Raw genomic sequence first — 20,650 nt, forward strand, 5'->3', positions numbered from 1 at the left:
CTCAGAAGGCCCAGAACTACACCGTCCACACCACCGTCGCATTCTTCACCCACGGCCTCAATAGCCGCCCACGGCGCTAACGCAACGGTGTTGCCACCAACACCAACGAGTGATCAAGGCGGGAGTGTTGACGGTCACGAGGACGCAGAACGCCACCGATCTGCTTCAAGGCATCAACGCCTGGTCAGACGAAGGCATCCGCCCGGCGCCCACGTGACCGCCAACGCTCGGCGGCACTGCGGTGACCAGGATGTGCCGTGAAGCACCGCTCTCACGGAAGGCCTGAAGGACCGTGTTGGGAATAGGTGTCTTCACCCGACGCTGCCCGGCCACCGAGCACCGCTAATACCGGATTAGGTTGGGTACCACGATGACGTGGTCTGTGCCGAAACCGGGCAGTGGGGTCCCGGTTCGGATTACCTCGGCCTGCCGTCAGTCGGTGGAGGGCTCGGTTGAGCCGATGCCGGCGGCGATGAGGTTGAAGAGCCGCTCGTCTCCTCGGACCTCTTCCAGAATGGGCGCCCATAGACTCCTGCGCTCGTCGCCGAGGTGGCCTGTGAGGGTGTAGAGCTCGACGAGGTAGCCCGGCATGGCGCGGCCCCAGCATTGGGGATTTTCGTTCCACTCCGTGAGCACTTGCTCGAGTACCGGCCAGGACAGAAATCCGGCGCAGGGAAGGACGGCCTTCTCAGCGACTTCCTGGCCACTGTCGTAGGAATTCACATCCTTTAGGAGCGCCGAGAGGAAGGACGTGAAGTATGGATCGGGCCGTTGTCCGATGATCTGGGCGCGGGGGATGACCCAGAGCTTGGGAAACGCTTCGATGAGGGCGGGAAGCGTTGTGCGGAGCTCGGGGTGGGCGACCAGGGCCAGGGCCTTGGCCTCCGCGGTCGTGATCCCGTTGAACTGCAGTCGACTTCCGATTCTCTCGATCTTCGCATTCAGGAGGTTGCGTACGGGTGTGGCGAGGGCTGCCCAGAAGGCGGGGAGGTCGCCGAGCCGGCCGAGAGCCTGGAGCTGCACGGCGGGTTCGGCTTTCTCGAGGCGGACCATCTGTTTGGCCACGGCCTTCTTGACGAGGTCGGCGTCGCGTTCGGCAAAGCTGCGCAGACACTTGGCCATGCGGTCGGCGAACTTCTCCGGTTTGATCTTGATCGCGGGGTCTTGGATCGCGAGGACGGCGAACTTGGCGGCAGCCTCGACGACTTTGGACCTGGCGCTGGGGCGGACGCGGTCGAAGAAGGTATGGGTGAGGTATTCGGTGTCGTAGATGAAGCCGGGGTCCACGACGTGCTTGAGGAAGCTGCCTACGATCTTGCGGCCTTGGCTCGGGGGATGGATGAGAACGGCTTCCAGCGCGGCCGTGAGGTGCGCGCGGGCGTACTCCGTCGTCGGCTCGTAGAGCTCGCCGAGCGGCCGGATGGACGGGTGGGCACACAGGTGCCGGTCGTCGCGGATTCTCTCCAGCTGTTTGCGCTGGATAAAGTCGATCAGCTCGAGCTTCTCCGCGGTTTCGAGCAGGGTCCTCTCCAGGGCGAGCATGATCGGAATCGCTTCGGACTCCACGCTGCTTTGGGCTAGCTCCACATTGGCGACCAAGTCTTGGGCGTGGCTCTCGCCCTCTTCGTGGAGGATCTGGGCCTTGGCGATGAGGTCGGCGCAGACGGCCGTCCAGGTCAGGACGATCGCGCCGCGGGCGGATCCGGAGGCGTAGCAGCCGTACGCCTCACGAACCAGGGGACGCAGGTCCGGATTGAACACGCGGTTCACGTGCTCTTCAAGGTCGATCATGTTGCCCTCCCGGCGCGCCCGTCCCCCGATGGCGGGAACCGAAGCCATGATCCCACCTCGTCGGGAGTTCACCGTGATGGGCTGGGGTGCCGTCCCGCCGCAGGGCAGCCGGCGCGGCAGCGCAGCGTGTGGCCCGTCTGTCCGATTGCTAGCAGCCGATACCGATACCTAGCTACGGTGGTGGGTATGGGAAAACAGACGAACATCCGACTGGACGACGCTGTAAAGGCAGCCGCCGAGGACCGGGCCAAGCGCCGCGGCCTGAGCCTTCAGGGGTACGTGGCCGATTTGATCGAGGCCGATGTGAACCAGTCACGCGCCGCCTTCATGGCCGGTGCCGCGGCGTTCCTGGCCGCGTACGCGGACGGGTTCGAGGCGGAGGTCGGTGAGGACCGCTACCCCGGACTCCCGGAGGGACTGGCGGAGACCGCGCCGAGGGACGCCGCGTGAACCTCCGAATCGACCTCGCCTGGATCTTGGCAGTGGCACAGCAGATTCCGGGAGACCCCCAGGTCGTCGACTACGGCGTGCCGGTTGCAGCAGAAGCACGTCATCGGGCGGAGGTCCTCGACCGTGAGGTCTACCCCGAGCCCCATCACAAGGCCGCGGCGCTGCTGTGCGAGCTGGCGCGGAACCCCAGCCTGGAGGTGAGGAACTTGCTGTTCGCGGCCACGGTGACTGCGGCCTACCTGTCTGCGTGCGGCCTCCCGGTGAGCCCCGGTCTGGACACCGTTCTTCCCTTGGCTCGCGCGGCCCGGGACGGGCTCCCCGTGCGGGAGGTCGCCGCTCAGATCAAGACCTGGACGAGCTGATCCACTGGCCGCGGAGACCCGCCAGCCGCGGTGCGGCATAGGCCTGCCAGTCAAGAACGATCATGGGGCTTGCCGCAGAGGGGCGGACGCCGGTGTCCAGGTGCGTCTGTGGGCCTCATCTTCATCGCTCCCTCCTCATGCCGTGGAGGGGAGGATGTGCCTCAACTCGCCCGGCTATCCAGTCCAACATGCCCTTCCCGTGGTGCCGGGTCAGGATTCCGGATCATCGGCGGGCGTCGGCCGGCTCTCCGAAGGGCGTTGTCACGTTGTTGGGTGCGTGGGTGTCTGACGGTGTGTCGGGGCGTGGTGGTGCCGGGTGCCGGCCTGGGTTCAGGCAGCGGTGGGCAGGCCAGTGGCGCCGGTGATCTGATCCCAGATTGCGAAGCGGACGGTCATCTCGAGTCGGTGGTCGGGGGCGGTCATCAGGTGGCGGCGGGGCCGGAAGTGGGGTGATATGCCACTGAACGCGGACAGGAACCGCTGCGCTCCACCGACGGAACGAAAGCCTTTCATCGCCCGTTCGCGTTGCCTGGTGGGCTGGTGGCTGTTCTCGGCCCGGTTGTTCAGGCCCTTGTGCGAACGGTGCTCGACCGACGGCATCGCCTCGCGGTGGGCAGCGCCGTAGGAGCGGAGCTTGTCGGTGACGATCACCCGCGGCACCGCCCGGGTCTTCGTCATCAGACGGCGGAAGAAGCGCCTGGCCGCGGCCTTGTCCCGCCGGCTCTGGACGAGAATGTCCAGGACGTTGCCGTCCTGGTCCACAGCCCGCCACAGGTACTTCAGCTCGCCGTTGATCTTGATGAAGACCTCGTCCAGGTGCCACTTGTCGCCGGGCCGGGGGCGCCTGCGGCGCAGCGCGTTGGCGTAGGCCTGCCCGAACTTCCGGCACCATCGCCGGACGGTCTCGTGGGAGACGATCACGCCGCGCTGGAACATCAGCTCCTCGACCTCACGGAAGCTGAGCGGGAACCGGAAGTACAGCCACACGCAGTACGAGATCACCTCGACCGGGTACCGGTGACCCTTGTACGACGGCGACATGCCCTCCACGGACGATCCCCTCCACCAGCGATCAACCCGAAGATCATCTCACCCTGCCAGCCAACATGACAGCGCCCGGCCAGGTCCTCGATGACAGCCAGCGCGGAGTACTCGGCGGGCAACGCCCCCATCAGGGACGCCGCGTACGCCGCGAACGCACCCGCGACCCGCGGCGGCAGCCCTGCGAGCAGGTCGGCGAGGGGGACATCGGTTCCCTCGGGCGCCGTGAACGGCGGCGCGGCAGCCAGCGCGGCGAGTCCGGTCGTGAATGCGTCGAACGCCTCTCGCTCGGCCCCGTCGAAGGGAATCGTCCCGTGAAGCACGTCGCCCTCGAGCAGCCACAGGTCGCGCTCGGTCCCCTCGGCATCCGCCAGCTCGATGCCGTAGCGCGCGTATTCGTTCAGGATCGCGGTGTGGTGCTCGGGCGCGACCCATTCCGCGCCCAGGTCCACTGTGACGTCGGTTCCCGGGAACGCCCGCGACCAGGTTCGCCCGCCCACCCGGTCCCTGGCGCAACGAGCCGGTCGGCGTCCGGGTGCCGGCCCTCGCCGAACAGGGAGCGCAGCTGCGCCTCGGTCACCTCCTGACCGAGCGCGAGACCAAGGGCGGGAAGGCCCCGCCCCATCCAGCGCCCGGCCGGAACACCGGCGTCCTGCTGCGCCTTCCGAAGTGGCTTGCGGGCCGGTCGGCGGCCGTCGCCGACGAGGACCTGGCGCATGTAGTAGCGGTGCATCTGCCCGGCGGTGATCAGCGCGATATCCATCATGCAGGCCATGCCACACGGCCCTGAACTGCAGTAAAAGGCCGATCAGCCGTACGTCCGGTCAGGCGGGAGCAGCGGCCGAACTTTCTTCCTGAGTGCCCGTCAGGCGGGAAGGGGCACCGCGCCGCGAGCGAGTGTCATCGCTCTCCGGCGGCCCTTCACACCACCCACCACCGCCACCAGACGAACCGAGCTGTCCTGCGACGGTGAACTCTTCGTTCTGCAGCTCTACCTTTCGTCTGAGCTTGCGCAGTGCAGTTCGATCTTTCATCTGGCCTGGTGCCGTTGGGCAGAGAGATGTCAGTGGGGTTGGACATTGGTCACCGGGGATGTCAGTGGGGCAGTGGCGGCGCGGAAGGGGTAAGGGTGCTTTGTCCGTCAGCGTGCGGCATCCCAGTTCATGCTGATCACGGCGTAGGTCTCCCCGTTTCCCGGCGGCCGCATCCATGAGCGGGTGGTGAACGTGTGCAGCCGTCCGTTCGTGATCGCGTGGCGCGGCAGGTGGACACCGAACTCGCCGGTCACGGCCTCCAGCAGCGACCGTTCCGCCTCGGTGTCCTCCTCCCGGGAGCCGAAGAACCGGTCCGGGTCCAGTGCCGGTGGTATCTGTCCGGTTCGGTGTGTCTCTCCGTCCGCGTACGTGAAGGCGTACTGCTCGGTACCGTCCTGCGCTACGGAAAGGTGAAAGAACGGTTCCCCGCGCCGGGTCCTCAGACCGCTCCACACGACCACTGCGCGGGTGCCCGCGCTGGCGGCCGCGGCCGGGGAGACGAACCGCTGCGGGTCGAAATGCGCAGGGTCGCTGTCGAAGGCGAAGCTCCAACGGGTGCCGGCCCGGCCGACCGCCATGAGGGCCTTGTCGTCGTAGGACGAGAACTCCCTCTGTCCGCGGAGCAATCGGTGGCGCGCTTCGTGGGAAGTCATGGGATCGTCCAGCGCTGCTTCGTTCCCGTCCGCGAGGCGTCCGGGCAGGTCCTCCGGCTCTACACCTTCGACCAGGACGAACCGGTAGGACGTGAGGTTGTCGAGGGCGTCCGGGGCCGCGAGCCACGCCAGGTTGTCCGGGTCGAGGCCAGCCGGCTGGCTCGGTGCCTCACCCGCCTGTCCGCCCCTGGGGGTGGACAGCAGCTCGCGGCCCCGTTCCGGGGTCAGCAGGGGGCCGAGCACGGGGTCTGCCACCCACCCCAGCGGCGCCAGGTGGTCGGGGCCCAGCGGCTGCCATACCGGCAGAGCGTCCATCAGCGTCCGCCATGCCCCGTCGGTGTCGCCCCACCGCGCCAGCTCTCGTGCCCGTTCGACCGCTTCCCCGAACGGTCCGGCCGCCGTGTACCGATACGTACCGTTGCGCACCTGCTCCAGCGTCGCGTAGGCCAGCGACACCACGTCGTCACCGGCTCCCCGCAGGTGGAACACCAGCGTGGAGTCGTCCCTGTACGAGTGCGCCGCGTGCCCGGCGACCAGCGCCGGCAGCAGCTCGGGCGCATACCGCGGGTCGGTCACCACGTCCTCGAAGTACACCATGTAGGTCTGTCCGAGCAGACGGCGTATCTGGTCACCCAGCCCGACGACCCGCGGCCTGCCGTACTCCTTCGCCTCGTCCAGCGCGTGCTCGGCCCGTTCCCAGCCGCCGCGCAGCGCCTCCAGTCGGGCCTGCTCCACCAGGGCGTCCAGCTCTCGCGTCGTGTCGTTGGCGAACTCCGACTCCCCGTCGGCCCGGCGTGCCCGCAGGCTGTGGAACTCCCGGAACATGTCCCGCATGAACTCACGAAAGTTTGCGTACCGCGCGGGCGGTGCGGCCCGCCAGCTCGCCCACGTGTAGACGGCCCACTCGCCGTTCTCGTCCACGTCCTCGGGATCCATGAGCACGCGGGTGGCGTCGGACTCCACTTCGAGCTGCAGCCCGCGCCGCCAGATGTCCGCATCCCGCCGCTCGGCGGGTCCGGCGTCCTCGTCCAAGTACTCCTCGAACATGTCCGCGAGCCCCGACTCGTTGTTATGCCAGCGCGCGTCCGTGGCCCCCGCCAACAGCCAGACGAACCCGCCGGCGTGCTGCCACCCGTCGCTGACCTTGAGGAACTCCCGGTACGACGGGGGCATCCGTCGGCCGAGGCGCTCCTCCATGGCTGCGATCCGTTCCTCGGTCGCGGGTGGGAACCCCAACCATCGAACCTGCCGGGCGGCTTCATCCTCCTCACTCCGTGTCTCATCATCGGGTAGGGAATCCGACCACTCCCCGCTCCATCTGAGCAGGAACGGCCGCCAGTGGAACGCTGTCGTATTCGTCATGCGTCCGATGCTGCCATCCGCCGCTGACACTGCCCTGTAATGCCTGTCGGCATGGGGCGGCTACCGACACTCCTCATGGCCAACCCGATGACGTTCTCGCGTCCCACGACACCTGGACGGTCGAGCCGAAGGCCACAAGCAGTGCGGCCCCGGGTGAGGAAAACGAAAGGAAGGTCTGCACAACCTCGCCGTACGGCGTGAAGATTCACAGTTCGTCCCGCTGGTCACCCGCGCCCAGCGGCGCGGCCTTCAACTGCACAGGACACCGGCGACGGCTGGTGGGACTGAGCGCAGCACCCGAGACTCGGAGCGATGATGGCCCCCGCTTCACCGGCGCTGTCGAAACTCGTACTCGTGAACTGTTCGATTCAGGTTGGGCGCCCAGGTGCCTCCCATAGCGCTGCACAACTGCTGTCCGTTCTCGGGTTCTGGCACAACTTCCGTGATGCCAGGCCTTACCCGCCCATCTCCGCGCCGGACCATTTCTCTGACCTGCGGGTTTCCCGACTGCGCCGACCGGACCCACTGACCGCCGGCCCATCACCACAGAAGTTGAGCCAGAACCCGTTCTCGGGAGGCACCCCAATCCACGGATGGGTGATGTCGAGAGTTTGGGACACCGAGGTTCTTGCCAGGGCGGCATCGAGATGGTCTTGGTGAAAGGTGCTGGTCATGCCGCAGATGTCGAAGCTCGAGCTGTACCCTCGGCGTGACCATCGTGGCGGCATGTCGATGCGGGAGCTGGAACGCAAGCACGGCGTGACCTGGCGGACGCCGAGTACTGCGACCGCACCGGAACGCCCTGGCGCTACACGCAGCAGGGGGAACTCGCGTGGACTTCGTACAGTCCGAGCGCCGACGGCGTGGGGAAACCGACGAGGACCCCTTCGAGGCGTACAACCCGTTCGGCCAAGGCCGTCACTGACCAGGGCGCCCGAAGCGTTCAGGAAACTGAACGCCGTAGCGGTGATCCGTGCTCGGATACTCCTCGGACCCCATGCCGTTCAGCCCCGCACGGCCTGTTCCCGCGACACCCGCGCCGGCCACATGTCGAGGGGCACACATACTGGCAGACAGGTCTACACCTGCGGGTAGGGTCCTTCGGCATGAGCACAACACCGCCCGACATGCGCCGGGTCAGCCTCCGCGCCGCCCTCGGAATCGGGGCGGTCTTCACCGCCGCCGCGTTCGGCGCCGGGTTCACCCTCGCCGCCGACCAGAGCGGCAGCGCGGACCCGGACAACATCGTCGTCGAGCACTCGGTCGGCCCCCGCCACGGCACCGGGAACCAGTCCATGACCGGGGACCCGTTGCCCGGCGTGTGCACCGGCTCTTCCGCGACCATGGGGAATGAGGCCGCCATGCGGGAGGAGACACTCTCGACCGCCTGCCGGTTCATCCGTGACAGCCGGGCCAAGGACGCCGAAGCCGCTGTCCAGGCACTACGGGACGCCGCCCGTGTTCTGGAACGGGGCCGCCGGTGAACACCCCCCGCTGGGTCACCCCGCGCCGCCTCGGCGCCGCCGCCGCGATCTACGGCATGTTCGTTGCGGGCTGGTACCTGGGTCAGCCCGTCACCCCCGAATGCCACGTCGACCAGGCCGCCCTCGACCGGATTGCCGAGGAGTACGAAACCGAACCATCCCCCACACCCACTCCGGCGCCGACGGCGTACCCGTCACGGTACGACTCGAAGTCCCCCCTCCCGCTCGACCCGACGCCGGACCCGGCCTACAAAACCCCCTACAACCCGCGTGGGGGCGCCGACGACAGGCTGTCCCAGACGGTCGTCTCCTACGCCGTCGCCTGCACCAACGACACGAGCGAACGCCCTCGCATGCGAGCGTGGTTCGAGGGCCACTGGCGGTAGAGAGGCGGTGTGGCCCGGGGTGGCCGCCGACGCGGGCGTCGGCCTCGTGTCGTGCGACACTCCCCGGATGCCTGCCTGGATAACCCTGCGCCGCCTCGGCGCCGCCACCACTTTGTACGCCGTGTTCCTGGCCGGGTGGTGGCTGGGCCAGCCCGTGCGCTCCGACGGCTGCCTCGAAGACCTGCTCACCGCCGGGGCGGACGGTCGTCCCACACCGGTAGAACCGGCCGACCCCAACCGGTACCTCGAGAACCTCAACCTCGACTTCGGTCTCCTCGACTGGGCCGACGACATGGACGGCTACCGCGACGGCGAATACGGCCCCAGCGACTACGGGCACGACCTGCGGGGCGGGTCCGAAACGTACGCCACGTCCGGCGCTGTCTACGCTCCTTGCTCCTACAAGAAGCGCGCCCGCCTGCTCGCGTGGATCAACGCCGACTGGGGCTGACTACACCTGTGCCTGCCTCACGGGCACGGCCAGACCACGGGGACGGAAATAGGACAGCTTCCCGGAGCGCCGGTTTTAGGAGGTATGGGCCGTTGACCTCTTCGAGGAGGACGGGGAAGTACCGTGCATCGCACGGGAGTTACGGGTGAGTGAGAAGTCGGTCTACGGGTGGCGCCGTAGCTGGAGGACGGGCGGACGCGAGGCGCTGTGCTCCATCGAGCGCGATCAGTAGCCGAAGAAGTGACGCGGCACCTTTCTGACCTGCACGTACTCCAGCCGCCGCCCTTCTGGCCTGCGGGTTAGCGGTCGGCGGGTGTCGTCGCCTGTCATCGTGGAGTCCCCTCGCACGGCCTGGAGACGGCTCCAGTCGGATGTATCGGGGGCACGGCCACAGTCTGGGTGTTCCCCGGAGGTTGTCAGTACCAGGTGGCAGGATGCCGTGCCATGACCGCACCAATCAGTGAGTCGTGGACGCGAATCGAGAACTGGCTGGCCGAGCACGCCCCGGCGACCTATGCCGCCCCGGCGACCTATGCCGCGCTGGCGCCGCCCGCGGATCCGGCGGACATCGCCGCGACCGAACGCGTCATCGGCCGGCCCCTGCTGAAGCCCTTGGTGATGTCGCTGCTGCGGCACGACGGTCTCCTCGATCAGCGGGGCTCGCTGCTGCCAGGGTTCTACAGACCGATGAGTGCACGCGAGATAGCGGCCGCGTGGCAACTTTTCACCGGATTCTACGACAAGCGCACGGCGGATGAGGAAGGCGAGGAGGCGGAGTACGACTTCATGAAGATCGGGGTCAGCAGCCTCCTGTACGGACATCCGCAGTTGATCCCCATCGCGCGGAACGTCGGCGGGGGTTGCCTCGTACTGGACCACCGTCCCGAGATCGACCGGGGGCGCGTCCACGAAGCCGAGGCCGCGGAAGGCATTATGCGCTTATCACACGAGATGTGGACTTCCCTGCCGCTGCTCATGGAGGCGATCGCCACGTCTCTCGAGACCGGGTGCTCCCATTGACGACGACACCGACGCCGGCGCGTCCGGGGACAACGTGTGGGCGTCGAAGGTGCGCTGCGACTTCGCCGCCATCGGCCTGCCGCCCGGCTGTGTGTTCCCCGAATATGTGCCTGGCTATGTGATCAAGGGCAATGAGTTCCCTGCCGCCGCTGCGCACATCTGGTTGATCACCGCGAAGATCGGTCAGCGGACGGGAACGTACCCGGGCATGTGGTCGGACCAGCCGCTGCACTACCTGCCGATGTCGCGAAACGCGAAGTATGCGGACAACCAGCGCAATGCCTCCGACCGGGGAGCCCGCCAGAACCGCGCTGTGATCTGTGACTCCGGGTGGGAGCCGCACGGCAAAACCGTCGAGGCCGCCAAGCAGTACAAGACGGGCGACAAACCCTCGTGCGACGAGTTCTCCTTCAACTCCACGTACGAGTCCGGTGGCATGCCCGCCACCATGATTCCGTCGGGGATCAACTCGTACGCCGTGGGCAAGGGCGACGAGTGCGTCCAGACCTACGAGGGCAAGGGAAGCGACGGCAAGATCCACCTCCGCGACGACGGGCGATACCCCGAGCCGGACTGGGGCAACGTCAAGTGCGGCCGGTCGTCCATGGCGCTGAGCGTCAACTCCGGTTCGATGCGCCCGTTCGGCGCCTTCGCCAAGGCACACCGTCTACTGGACCGCGATGGATACTGGGTGTACACACCCATGGCCGACATCGGCTGCGGTGAAGCCGTCAAGCAGGACATCGTCACCTGCGAGATCACCGACATCGACCCTGACCACATCCCGTAGCAGCAGCACGGGCATCAAGTCGTGACATGGCGCGCTCTTCTCTCGTGGAAGAGCGCGCCATGTTCAGCTCCGGCCCTGTCGACGTTCACGAAATCGCGTGATCGTCGACAGGCCCTGCGGGGGCGAGCGTCACTGGTGCACCGGTGACCAGCCCGGCGCACGTACGTCGCGAGAATCGGCCCACACCAGCCGACCGTCCGAGATCCCCGGAACGGTGCCGTGGCCGGCCGACGGCGTCGCCGGCCCTGTCCCTGCCCCCAGCGCCTCGACGAACCGCCCCAGCCAGGCCGACAAGGTCAGCCCGCCTTCGTCCTCGTAGTGCATGCCGGGGTCCTCATCCATGCACCAGTAGCCGAGCAGGCCGGTATCGCAGTCGATGAAATCGCCCGACCACGGCTAGCAGGCAAGCTCGCCCAACAGCCCGGTCTGCGGGCGCTGGTGGAGGCGAAACCGGCTCTGTACTGGTCGCCGGAGCAGATCGCGGGATGGCCAAGACTCCGGTTCCTCGGCGACGTCTCCGCAAAGTCCATGGCTACCGCACTCCGGCAGAGGTCTACACCGACCTCCTGAACAGTGGTGATGCGCTGCCCGCTTGAGCTCGCCCCTTGCCGGCGCCGGTCCTTGCGCGCCAGGGACGTGAAGCCCTCTGCCACGAAATCACCGAGGTCCTTCTCCACCAAGATCCACGAGTCGCAGCATGCACCGCCACGACCACCAAGAACTGGGCAAGAGGCTGGTGTCAGACCCGGCGGCGAGCGTCCTCCAGGTAGTGCAGCACGGCGGCAACGCGCCGGTCGACCTGCCGGGTGGGCGCAAGGTCGAGCTTGGCGAAGATACTGCGGATGTGTTTGTGGATGGCACCGTCGGTGACGACGAGCCGTTCGGCGATGGCGCTGTTGCCCAACCCCTCAGCCATCAGGGCGAGTACGTCCTCCTCACGTGGGCTGAGGCGTTCCAGCCGGGTGTCCCGGCGTGAGCGTGTGAACAGCTGCGCGACGACTTCGGGGTCGACGGCGGTACCGTCCGACACGTTCCTTGAGAAGGTAGCCGATACCGCTGATGCCGCCGGTGAGCAGTTCGGTGGCAAAAGTCTGCTCGACGTATGCGGAGAGGACGAGGACGGCGAGACCGGGGTGCCGACGCCGGGCCTCGATGGCGGCGCGGATGCCTTCGTCGGTGTGGGTGGGCGGCATTCGTACGTCGAGGATGGCGACATCGGGCCGGTGCGTGTCGATGGCGTCCAGCGCCTCGTCGGCCGTTCCGGCCTTGGCCACCACGTCGAGAGACTCCGCGCGCAGCAAGAGAGCGAGGCCCTCGCACAGCAATGGGTCGTCCTCCGCTATCACGATCCGCATGGAAGATTCACCTCAAGGGTTGTCGGTCCGCCGAGCGGACTGGTCAGGTGAAGAGTCCCGTCATGGGCCGCGACGCGGCGACGGATGCCGGTGAGGCCGGAGCCGCCCTTCTCGTCGGCACCGCCCCGGCCGTCGTCCTCGATGCGTAACAGGAGTCGGCCGCCCCGGCTTCGGACGGTGACGGTGGCCTGGGCGGCGCCGCTGTGCTTGGCGATGTTGGTGAGGGCCTCGGCCGTCACGAAGTAGGCGGTCGCCTCGACGGAGGAGGCGCACCGCTCCGGCAGACGGGCGTCGGTCCGGCAGGGCACCGCGCAGTGTGCGGCCAGCCCGGAGAGCGCGTTGGCCAGGCCGCGGTCGGCGAGCACGGGCGGCAGGATGCCGCGAGCGACGGTCCGTAATTCGGCCAGTGCCTGTTCGGCGGCGGACTGGGCGCGTTCGATGAGTTCATCGGCGCCGGCCGGGTCGCGGGCCACCATACGGCGGGCAGCACCGAGCAGCACGGTGACGGTGACGATGCGGTTCTGGGTGCCGTCGTGGAGGGAACGTTCGATACGGCGCAGTTCGGCGGCGTGGGCGTCCAGCGCAGCGGTCCGGGTCGCAGTCAGCTCAATGATGCGCAGGGAGAGATCGGTGTCCGGCCCGGCCGTCAGGAGGCGCACGCCGGGCCAGGCCTGGAGCCGGGCCAGACTGGGGCCCAGGCCGAGGATGATGGCGATCCAGCCCACGCCGAGCAGGGACACTGCGGCGGCATCCAGCCAGGATTCCGCGGTTCCGAACCCCAGTGCGGTGCTCTTGGCATCCACAGGCGCGAACGGCCACAGCAGTGGGAAGGCGGTGTCGCGGACAGCAGCGATCGGCAGCAGCATGCCGAGCAGGCCGAGGAACAGGCCGAACGTGGCGTGTGTCACCAGCCAGCCGGCCTCGCGGCGGGTGGTGGCATCGACGAGGGCGAGACGCAGCTGGGTGGGCGGTGGGTCCGGGGCGACGACCCCGGCACCGTGGCGGCCGAGCCGGTCGCGCTCCTGGCCGGCCAGCGCGTGCAGGGCGCGCAGCCCGGCCGGCGCGACGAGCAGGCCGATGCCCACCAGGCAGGCCGCGGCCGTCAGGGCGAGCCAGCCGAGGACGGCCAGCGCGAGCAGGGCCGTACCGAAGCCGCTCGCGAGCTGTCCCAGCGCGGCGGAGGCGGCACCGACGACGTCCTTGACGAAGCCCGTCGCACCGGACCCGGCCCGGTCGTCGGCCCTGACGTTCTGCTGGATGGTCACCCCGCTCCTCCTCGCCTCGCCCTCCGGATGTGCCAACCACCCTATGCCCGGGCCGACATGGCCGGTGCCGGTGGTACAGCCTGCTGTACCACCGATTCGGCAGCACGAGGGATGGGCCGGGGAAAGACCGGTCCGTAGCGTCGATGACACCGCAGACCTCTGGAAGGAGCTCCCGTGGCGCACACGGACCCCTACCGCCTCCCCCGGCCGAAAGCCGGGACGGGGCGCAGGCCGACATCAGCCCTGCGGACGTTGTCGGCGTCCTGCTCCGGGTGGCCCTGGTAACCAGCGTGATCGGCAACATGGTGGTTTCGTACGGTGCGGCGGGCAGCTGGGTACACCTGGCCTTCGGCGGGGTCACCGCGGTGTGCGTCACCGCGCTGGTCGTGCGCCGTCTGCGGAGCCGTCGATGAGATCTGCCGCCTTCAGCCGCCGCGAAGTCGTCCGCGCGGCGCCCGACGCGTCGTCAGGCCCGGCGGTTGTGCCGACGCAGGTCAGCAAGGTGTACACGGGAGGGACACGCCCGAGCTGATCAGGAACGCATGCGTGGTGTTGCGGGAGGAAAGCCACGGGAACACCTCCGACCAGGCGACGGAGAAGTAGTTGTTGAGGTGTTGTCACGTTGGTGAGGTGTTGATCGATCGAGGGCGCGTCAGGGCGTGGAGGGGTCGGGGCGCGGGGGGCCTGGGTCACGCCGCAGTGGGCAGGACGGTGACGCCGGTGATCTGGTCCCAGATGGCGAAGCGGACGGTCATCTCGGCTCGGTGGTCGGGGGCTGTCATCAGGTGGCGGTGAGGGCGGAAGTGGGGTGAGATGCCGCTGAACGCGGACAGGAACCGCTGGGCCCCGCCGACGCTGCGGAAGCCTTTCATGGCGCGTTCGCGCTGCCGGGTGGGCTGATGACTGTTCTCCGCCCGGTTGTTCAGGCCCTTGTGCGAGCGGTGTTCCACCGAGGGCATGACTTGGCGATGCGCCGCGCCGTAGGAACGGAGCTTGTCGGTGACGACCACCCTCGGCACCGTACGGGTCTTCTGCATCAGGCGGCGGAAGAAGCGTCTTGCCGCGGCCTTGTCCCGCCGGTTCTGGACGAGGATGTCGAGGACGTTGCCGTCGGCGTCGACGGCCCGCCACAGGTACTTATGCTCGCCGTTGACCTTGATGAAGACCTCGTCCAGGTGCCATTCGTCCCCGGGCCGGGGCCGGCGGCGGCGTAGCCCATTCGCGTAGGCCTGCCCAAACTTGGCGCACCAGCGGCGGACCGTCTCGTAGGAGACGATCACGCCGCGCTGCAGCATCAGCTCCTCCACCTCACGGAACGACAGTGGGAAACGGAAGTACAGCCACACGCAGTGCGCGATGATCTCCACCGGGTACCGGTGCCCCTTGTACGACGACGACGCGGACGACACGAGTGAACCCCTCCCGCACGATCAACCACAAGATCATCCCACCCGGTCAGTCAACGTGACAGTGCCCGGTAGCAGGTTCGCTGCCCAGGCGGCGAGCGTGGGGCGGCGGGCGGCATGGATCAGATGGGCATCCTCCACACGCCCGTCTGCCTTGGCCTCGGCAGCCAGCTCTTCACGGCGGGAGACGAAGTCGGGCGGCGGTGTGGCGTAGAGCTCGTTCACAAGTCCCTCTACGTCGTGCCTTCCGCTTCCCCGCGCGTCCTTACGCTGCATGATTGTCAGATTCCATCGAGCCGGAACCACCGCGCACCTCGGGCTGCACCCCGAGCGCGGCAGGGAGGGGCTGCTCACCTCGTGCTGGAGGTGTCTTGGTCAACGCCGTTGCCGGGGAATTCGGACATGGCTTCGGCCTGCGCCGACGGGGGTTGCCCGCGGTAGGCCCCTTGCAGCCGTACGCACAATCCGTGCCGCTTCACGGCGTTCCTTTTGCCTCGCACCGCCGGTCCGTGTGCTGTTCCGGGTGGCGTGGGGGGCATATGCGTGGCGTGTATGCGGCGGCCCGGTAACCGATGCCGCAGTGCGAGTTTGGTTTCCCGGGCCCTGCGCGCAGGTTCAGATACGGGACATACGACTGCCAGGAGGCTAGGAGTGGCCTCGCGGGGCGTGCTGAAGGGTTTCCTCCAACCTTGCCGAGACGGGTGGTTCCGGGCTCTCAGCGTTTGCGGCGAGCAGCTGTGAAACGCAGTTGCCGCTGACCCGAGGAGACGGTTTCCCCTGAGCGGCCCCGTCTGCTGGCTGACCTACGGGCCCAGACGTCTGCGACTGGCGGAGGTCACCGCGTCCGCTTGGCCGAGGTTGCCTTCTTGGCTGCTCGCTTCGTGCCCGTGGCTTTTGTGCCCGTGGTCTTCTTGCCCGTTGTCTTGCGCACGGGAGCCATCGCTTCGGCGGCCTCTGCCTCGCTGCTCGCACCAGCCTGAATCAGAGTGCCGGAGCCGTTCTCCAGATGTGCGCGGACGAACCACTGGAACTGCTCCAGGGAACGCAGGTGCCCGATGAGCAGATCCTCGGTGACGGGGTCGATGGAGGCGACTTTCGCGGCGGCATTCCGGTGGTCCTTGATGACCCCGGAGTAGACGAGGTCGAGTGCACCAAGGTGGGCCAACGCGTCCGCGCGACCGATGCTGTAGTCGTCCCAGGTACGCTCGGAGACTAGAGCTCCGGGGGTGCCGTGCGGTTCGCCCCCCAGCGCGGAGATGCGTTCGGCGGTGCCATCGGCCATGCTCCGCACCGCAGCGGTCTGCGGGTCGAGCATTTCGTGCACGGCGATGAAGTTGGGCCCGACCACGTTCCAGTGAATGTGCTTGATAGTGAGGGCGAGATCGTTGAGCGCGTGCAGACGCGGCTGCAACAGTTCGATCACCCGCCCGCCCTGTCTTACGCCGAGGCCAGGGACGCTATAGCGGGGGGTGGTGTCGCTGGGGGACATGAGGCTCCTGTGACTGAGTGAAGATCTACCCGCTTTCATCTGCACCACGTGGGGGCCCTCCCACGCCCGACTGCGCGGAACACCACCTGACTGGTCCGTCGCGAGGGCTCGGTCGGCCTATGCGTGCGGCCCTGCGGCCAATGGCGCCGCCAGCGGTCGGGCTCGCCTTGCGGTACCGCTAGTTCGTCCGGCTTGGCGCCGGCAGACCTGTCCAGTTAGAGGGAGGCGCGCTGCGCCATATGAGCGTGGCATACGGCTGACTGGGCGTGGGGCGTGGCGGCCCGAACCGTGGGCGAGAAGCATGAGGAGGCGTGCCCCGCGAAAATTCGGCGGATATGGATCGTCAGCAATGGGGTAGTCCGCCGCTCACCACTCTTGAGGAGAATCGGTCGTGACGTTCAATCCGTTGGAACAGCGTGGTATTCCGCTGGACCGCCAGTTGCGGAACTGGCGGGAGCTGAACGTGACGCCGATCGATCCGGACCACTGCGACCCGTACACGCGCTGCCGGATCATCACGATGAACGGGATCGAGGTCGAGGCGATCCTGTTCAGCCACCAGCTCGCCCGCAACACGGTCGACCCCGAGGTGAAGCGGCAGCTCGCCCGAACCCGTTACATCGAGGCGCAGCAGCAGAAGGTGGTGAACTGGTTGCTGCCTGGGGTGTCGTCGGTGCTGGAGACGACGATCGCGTACGAGCAGGTCGCGGTCGATCTGACGGCGTGGGTGGCGCGGATGGAGCCGGACCCGTATCTGAAGCAGGCGTACCAGTTCGGGGTGCTGGAGGACTTCGACCATCTGTACCGGTACGCGAACCTGTACGAGATGATCGAGCACCGCAAGGCGGAGTCGATCGTCGACGGGCTGACCGAGGTTATGCCCGGCCGCCCCACGAAGTTCCACCACCGCGATCCGGTCGACAACGTGCGCGACCCGTATGCCAAGGACGAGACCAACCCGCTGTCGAAGCTGCACGCGCTGACGGTCATGTCGGCGGAGCAGCAGACGATGAACTTCTACATGAACACCGGCCCCACCTACATGGAGCCGATCGCCCGCCAGCTGTACCAGGAGATCGGGCTGATCGAGGAGGAGCACGTCACCCACTACGAGTCGCTGGTAGATCCGGGGGAGACGTGGTGGGAGCAGTTGGTCAACCACGAGTACAACGAGTGTTACCTGTACTACTCCTTCATGGAGCAGGAGAGCGACCCCAAGGTCAAGGCGATCTGGGAGCTGCACCTGAACATGGAACTCGAGCACCTGCACATCGCCTGCGATCTCATGCGACAGTACGACGGGCGCGAGTCGGAGTCGGTCCTGGCACCGGAGCTGCCCAACGTTCTCACCTTCGAGCCGAACAAGGGCTACCTGCGGGAACTGCTGGACACCCAAATGGACTTGACCACGCTGGGTGCCGGCTATGTGCGGGAGGCGCACGAGCGGTTCGAGCAGATGCAGGAGCAGATCCACGGCGGCGAGGAACCGCCGAGCGAGCGGGTCATGGCCGAGCATGATCAGATGTTCGGCCGCGAGTACCGCGTCCAGTCCGAGGGCGAGCATCCCGACCCCGCCATGCGCGAGAAGTAGGGAGCCGACATGTCCGAGCTCCACACGCCGCAGGCCGGAGACGACCACACCAAGGACATCGATGTGGTGGCGCTGCTGATGCGCCAGCATGGCGATATCCGCAACCTCTTCGATGAGGTCGAGGCCGGGACCGGCGAAGAGCGCCGCGACGCGTTCCGCCGCCTGGTGCGCCTGCTCGCCGTCCACGAGACAGCGGAGGAGGAAGTCGTCCATCCCTTCGCCCGCCACTACCTCCCGGGCGGTAGACAAGTCGTCGAGGACCGCCTTGCCGAGGAGAAGGCTGCCAAGGAAACCTTGGCAACGCTGGACAAACTCGACACCGACGACCCGAAATTCATGCCCCAGCTCTTGAAGCTGCGCACGGACGTCCAGGAGCACGCCCGCGCCGAGGAACGCTACGAGTTCACCCACATCCGCCGCAGTACCGACGTCACCAACCTCGCCGCTATGGCCAAGGCCATCAAGGCCGCCGAGGCCATGGCACCCACCCGCCCGCACCCCGGGGTGGAGTCGGGGGCCGCGAACGTGGTGCTGGGGCCGGTCGCCGCACTGATGGACCGAACGAAGGACGCGGTCCGCAAGGCCATGGGCAAGGGCTAAGCGAACGGCAGCCCGGTCGTCCGGCCGGTCTGCCGTTTCGAGCACATCGAGGCGGAACACATGGTGATCGACGAGGCTCTGGTCTGGGAGCCGCTCGACGTGGCCGAGGACGACGCTGCTCCGATCCGGAAGGGCCAGCGCAGGTGGTCGCCAGGACAGCGAAGGCTTCCGAGGACGGCGGGCTTCCTCTTCGTCTCCGGCTTGCGCACCGTGCGGCGGCAGGAGGCTCAGCCGCATGCGAGCAGCACGGTTGCCACCGCCGCGCCCAGAAGTTGAACAGCCTGACGCCGGTCAACCCGCTCGTGCAGTACGGCGAGTCCTAGTACCACGGGCAGGGCCGGGTACAAGGAGGATCTCCTGGTGCCCGAGGCCGCGGAGATCGAGCAAAGGTTCGCGCACTCTACCACCCGTAACACACTCCGCAATCTGCTCGACGGTGCCCAGGTCTACGTACAAACCACGGACCCGTCCGACTTGGAGTACGACGAACTCGTTTCTCGGACCTCGTGACGCGCCCCTCTCCTCGCCAGCGTTCCAGAACAGCAGCACGGTCACGCCAACCCGCCACATGTGACGACCGACACTGGCAGCACTCCGGGACTGGCCTGCCGCGTCTACTGTGCATCCAGCCAGTGAAGTGACGATGGGCGCGACGATGGGCGCAGGACCGGACGAGCATCACGTTGCCGTCGTGGCGGTCAACCGAAGGCCGTCTGGGCCGGTCATGCGGCTCGCATGACTTCCACCCATCTGGCCGACAGTGGGTTTGGGGCGGAACCGTGCGATCTGGTTAGCTTCCGCTGCACTCCGGTCTACGCTGCCATCCGCCCCCGTGACCGGGCGGCGATTTTCTCCCCCTCCGGGGAGGGGGCGGAAAAGCCAAAGCGGGATTGCGGGGTCCGCGGTAGTGGCGGTGTCAGCGGTCGCCGGGCATGGTGCGGTTCTCTCGTGCGCCGGGGCGGGTGCCGCGATTGTCGGTGCGGTCGCGGGCCGCGGAGGCGGCGGCGAGGGCGAGGAGGGTGGCGATGACGCCGGTGATGAGGTTGCTGGTGATGGAGCGGGTGTGGGCGACGTCGCCTGCGACGACCCAGGGAGCGACGCAGGTCCAGATGCCGATGACGACCGCGGCCCAGGCCATGGAGTGGGTGCGCTCATAGGAGGTGCCCAGGCCACCGAGGAGCAGCATGTAAGCGATGCCGGCGATCAAATTGTTGACGGCCAGGGTAGTGAAGCCGTTGAAGCCGGCTATCCAGGGTGAGGCCGCGAGGTAGAGACCGGTGATGAGGGCCAGGGCCTCAATCATCTGAGCTCGTGGGGTGGCAGCAGCGCGCTCGTGCCGGGCGTGCAGTTCCACCAGGTCGGGGTGCTCCTCGATAGGTGCGTGATGGGTTGACGCCATGATGGCCTCCGAAAGAGAGCTGTTTACCCAAGAACTAGCCTAAAACCGACATAAAAATAGGCAAACTGGGGCAGGCCGGTCCCGGCCGCCGGGGCCCGCCGACGCCAGATGCGGCCGTCGGCGAACCCGCCCCGGGGCCGGGTCAGCTCTTAGCGACGGCCATGCCCAGGAAGATGCCGACGGCCAGGACCTCGGCGCGACGGTCCACCACGGACCAGGTGCCGCTGTGGGCGATGCCCCTGCGTGGCCTGCACACCGGCAAGGTTGGCCCTCCTGGACGGCCAGGGCCGTGCCGTCTCCAGACCGTGAACCTTGCTCTCCAACTCTGCCGTCTTCACGATCACGTTCCTCACGCGCCGCAGCCACGTCCCCGAGCCGGTGCCATCCACCCGTTCGTCGCAGATCTACCAGGCACTCTCTTTCGGGCAGACCTCGGCCAGGAGCTCCAGCAGGTAAGCGGCAACCGGATTGAGTTCGCCGCGCCGCACCCAGGTGTAGACGGCAGCCCGCTTCGGCGCGTCGACGTGCTGCAGGACGTATCCGTCCACCAGGCCGTGACCATCGGGGCACTGCCGGACCAGGATCTGCCGGGGCCTCCCGTCCTGTTCGGCCAGGATCTCGAACCTCCCGCTCCGGGCCGTCACGGAACTGATACACCCAGCTTTTCCGCATACAACCATTCTCTCCACCGCCCCCAGCAATCCGGCGCCGGACACGGCCA

24 protein-coding genes and 2 pseudogenes are annotated in these 20,650 nt (G+C 67.5%); 13 read left to right on the forward strand and 13 right to left on the reverse strand.

Translation table 11 applies throughout. The features are described 5' to 3' along the window. Positions 1–432: 432 nt before the first annotated feature. Positions 433–1,839: a hypothetical protein gene (locus tag ACZ3IC_RS31260; protein ID WP_467421730.1), complete on the reverse strand. Its 1,407-nt coding sequence runs from the start codon at positions 1,837–1,839 to the stop codon at positions 433–435. A gap of 138 nt (positions 1,840–1,977) precedes the next feature. On the opposite strand from ACZ3IC_RS31260, the gene ACZ3IC_RS31265 reads away from it, so the two are divergent. Next, the gene (locus ACZ3IC_RS31265) at positions 1,978–2,241 is read left to right on the forward strand and encodes a hypothetical protein (RefSeq protein WP_467421732.1); all 264 of its coding nucleotides are present in this window, start codon (positions 1,978–1,980) and stop codon (positions 2,239–2,241) included. Continuing rightward, complete coding sequence (locus ACZ3IC_RS31270) at positions 2,238–2,603, forward strand: hypothetical protein (RefSeq protein WP_319734220.1); 366 nt, start codon at positions 2,238–2,240, stop codon at positions 2,601–2,603. The genes ACZ3IC_RS31265 and ACZ3IC_RS31270 overlap by 4 nt, the downstream gene beginning before the upstream one ends. A 330-nt stretch (positions 2,604–2,933) precedes the next feature. Here the strand turns inward: ACZ3IC_RS31270 and ACZ3IC_RS31275 are convergent, their stop codons facing one another. From ACZ3IC_RS31275 to ACZ3IC_RS31290, 4 genes are all read right to left on the reverse strand, one after another. Further along, positions 2,934–3,644 (reverse strand): IS6 family transposase, encoded by a 711-nt coding sequence (locus ACZ3IC_RS31275; RefSeq protein ID WP_467421836.1) that lies wholly within the window; start codon positions 3,642–3,644, stop codon positions 2,934–2,936. Then, positions 3,602–4,096, reverse strand: a complete 495-nt coding sequence (locus ACZ3IC_RS31280; RefSeq protein ID WP_467421736.1) for a hypothetical protein — start codon at positions 4,094–4,096, stop codon at positions 3,602–3,604. The genes ACZ3IC_RS31275 and ACZ3IC_RS31280 overlap by 43 nt, the downstream gene beginning before the upstream one ends. After that, positions 4,045–4,410, reverse strand: coding sequence for a relaxase domain-containing protein (locus ACZ3IC_RS31285; protein WP_467421738.1), 366 nt, complete (start codon positions 4,408–4,410; stop codon positions 4,045–4,047). Before ACZ3IC_RS31285 ends, ACZ3IC_RS31280 begins: the two co-directional genes overlap by 52 nt. Positions 4,411–4,785: 375 nt before the next feature. Further along, complete coding sequence (locus ACZ3IC_RS31290; RefSeq protein ID WP_467421740.1) at positions 4,786–6,693, reverse strand: SMI1/KNR4 family protein; 1,908 nt, start codon at positions 6,691–6,693, stop codon at positions 4,786–4,788. 1,106 nt (positions 6,694–7,799) lie between these two features. Between ACZ3IC_RS31290 and ACZ3IC_RS31295 the strand changes: the two genes are divergently transcribed. From ACZ3IC_RS31295 to ACZ3IC_RS31320, 6 genes and pseudogenes are all read left to right on the forward strand, one after another. Further along, positions 7,800–8,177, forward strand: a complete 378-nt coding sequence (locus ACZ3IC_RS31295) for a hypothetical protein (protein ID WP_467421742.1) — start codon at positions 7,800–7,802, stop codon at positions 8,175–8,177. After that, on the forward strand, positions 8,174–8,563 hold the full coding sequence (locus tag ACZ3IC_RS31300; protein WP_467421745.1) for a hypothetical protein: 390 nt from the start codon (positions 8,174–8,176) through the stop codon (positions 8,561–8,563). The genes ACZ3IC_RS31295 and ACZ3IC_RS31300 overlap by 4 nt, the downstream gene beginning before the upstream one ends. A 67-nt stretch (positions 8,564–8,630) precedes the next feature. Beyond that, positions 8,631–9,014, forward strand: a complete 384-nt coding sequence (locus tag ACZ3IC_RS31305; RefSeq protein WP_467421749.1) for a hypothetical protein — start codon at positions 8,631–8,633, stop codon at positions 9,012–9,014. Between the two features lie 88 nt (positions 9,015–9,102). Continuing rightward, positions 9,103–9,228 (forward strand): annotated as a pseudogene (locus ACZ3IC_RS31310) (helix-turn-helix domain-containing protein); the annotation flags it as partial. A gap of 230 nt (positions 9,229–9,458) precedes the next feature. Continuing rightward, on the forward strand, positions 9,459–10,034 hold the full coding sequence (locus tag ACZ3IC_RS31315) for an SMI1/KNR4 family protein (protein WP_467421751.1): 576 nt from the start codon (positions 9,459–9,461) through the stop codon (positions 10,032–10,034). A gap of 34 nt (positions 10,035–10,068) precedes the next feature. After that, positions 10,069–10,824 carry a hypothetical protein gene (locus ACZ3IC_RS31320; protein ID WP_467421752.1) on the forward strand — a complete coding sequence of 252 codons (756 nt, stop codon included), beginning with the start codon at positions 10,069–10,071 and terminating at the stop codon, positions 10,822–10,824. 129 nt (positions 10,825–10,953) lie between these two features. Here ACZ3IC_RS31320 and ACZ3IC_RS31325 read toward each other — a convergent pair whose 3' ends face one another. From ACZ3IC_RS31325 to ACZ3IC_RS31335, 3 genes and pseudogenes are all read right to left on the reverse strand, one after another. Beyond that, complete coding sequence (locus tag ACZ3IC_RS31325) at positions 10,954–11,166, reverse strand: hypothetical protein (protein WP_467421754.1); 213 nt, start codon at positions 11,164–11,166, stop codon at positions 10,954–10,956. Positions 11,167–11,563: 397 nt separating this feature from the next. Continuing rightward, a pseudogene (locus tag ACZ3IC_RS31330) lies at positions 11,564–12,179 on the reverse strand (response regulator transcription factor). Further along, positions 12,167–13,351 (reverse strand): sensor histidine kinase, encoded by a 1,185-nt coding sequence (locus ACZ3IC_RS31335; RefSeq protein WP_467421839.1) that lies wholly within the window; start codon positions 13,349–13,351, stop codon positions 12,167–12,169. The pseudogene ACZ3IC_RS31330 and the gene ACZ3IC_RS31335 overlap by 13 nt, the downstream one beginning before the upstream one ends. A gap of 365 nt (positions 13,352–13,716) precedes the next feature. Here ACZ3IC_RS31335 and ACZ3IC_RS31340 point away from each other — a divergent pair, with 365 nt between their 5' ends. Continuing rightward, positions 13,717–13,857 carry a hypothetical protein gene (locus ACZ3IC_RS31340; RefSeq protein ID WP_467421757.1) on the forward strand — a complete coding sequence of 47 codons (141 nt, stop codon included), beginning with the start codon at positions 13,717–13,719 and terminating at the stop codon, positions 13,855–13,857. Between the two features lie 276 nt (positions 13,858–14,133). On the opposite strand, the gene ACZ3IC_RS31345 is transcribed toward ACZ3IC_RS31340, so the two are convergent. The 3 genes from ACZ3IC_RS31345 to ACZ3IC_RS31355 all read right to left on the reverse strand — a co-directional run bounded on the left by ACZ3IC_RS31345 (position 14,134) and on the right by ACZ3IC_RS31355 (position 16,339). Continuing rightward, entirely contained in the window at positions 14,134–14,853 is a 720-nt protein-coding gene (locus ACZ3IC_RS31345; RefSeq protein WP_467421759.1) for an IS6 family transposase, read from the reverse strand. A gap of 33 nt (positions 14,854–14,886) precedes the next feature. Continuing rightward, positions 14,887–15,075 carry a hypothetical protein gene (locus ACZ3IC_RS31350; protein WP_467421761.1) on the reverse strand — a complete coding sequence of 63 codons (189 nt, stop codon included), beginning with the start codon at positions 15,073–15,075 and terminating at the stop codon, positions 14,887–14,889. Positions 15,076–15,685: 610 nt separating this feature from the next. Further along, positions 15,686–16,339 carry a Dps family protein gene (locus ACZ3IC_RS31355; RefSeq protein WP_467421763.1) on the reverse strand — a complete coding sequence of 218 codons (654 nt, stop codon included), beginning with the start codon at positions 16,337–16,339 and terminating at the stop codon, positions 15,686–15,688. 391 nt (positions 16,340–16,730) lie between these two features. Here ACZ3IC_RS31355 and ACZ3IC_RS31360 point away from each other — a divergent pair, with 391 nt between their 5' ends. The 4 genes from ACZ3IC_RS31360 to ACZ3IC_RS31375 all read left to right on the forward strand — a co-directional run bounded on the left by ACZ3IC_RS31360 (position 16,731) and on the right by ACZ3IC_RS31375 (position 19,040). Then, positions 16,731–17,930 (forward strand): hypothetical protein, encoded by a 1,200-nt coding sequence (locus ACZ3IC_RS31360; RefSeq protein WP_467421766.1) that lies wholly within the window; start codon positions 16,731–16,733, stop codon positions 17,928–17,930. Between the two features lie 9 nt (positions 17,931–17,939). Continuing rightward, complete coding sequence (locus ACZ3IC_RS31365) at positions 17,940–18,530, forward strand: hemerythrin domain-containing protein (RefSeq protein ID WP_467421768.1); 591 nt, start codon at positions 17,940–17,942, stop codon at positions 18,528–18,530. Positions 18,531–18,590: 60 nt separating this feature from the next. Continuing rightward, positions 18,591–18,806: a hypothetical protein gene (locus tag ACZ3IC_RS31370; RefSeq protein ID WP_467421770.1), complete on the forward strand. Its 216-nt coding sequence runs from the start codon at positions 18,591–18,593 to the stop codon at positions 18,804–18,806. An 84-nt stretch (positions 18,807–18,890) separates the two neighbouring features. Beyond that, positions 18,891–19,040 carry a hypothetical protein gene (locus tag ACZ3IC_RS31375; protein WP_467421773.1) on the forward strand — a complete coding sequence of 50 codons (150 nt, stop codon included), beginning with the start codon at positions 18,891–18,893 and terminating at the stop codon, positions 19,038–19,040. 406 nt (positions 19,041–19,446) lie between these two features. Here the strand turns inward: ACZ3IC_RS31375 and ACZ3IC_RS31380 are convergent, their stop codons facing one another. Both ACZ3IC_RS31380 and ACZ3IC_RS31385 read right to left on the reverse strand, forming a co-directional pair. Next, positions 19,447–19,929, reverse strand: coding sequence for an SPW repeat protein (locus ACZ3IC_RS31380; protein ID WP_467421775.1), 483 nt, complete (start codon positions 19,927–19,929; stop codon positions 19,447–19,449). A gap of 404 nt (positions 19,930–20,333) precedes the next feature. Further along, positions 20,334–20,573, reverse strand: a complete 240-nt coding sequence (locus ACZ3IC_RS31385) for a hypothetical protein (protein ID WP_467421778.1) — start codon at positions 20,571–20,573, stop codon at positions 20,334–20,336. Positions 20,574–20,650: the final 77 nt, after the last annotated feature.

The sequence above is a fragment of the Streptomyces sp. NPDC002958 genome, from assembly GCF_055563255.1.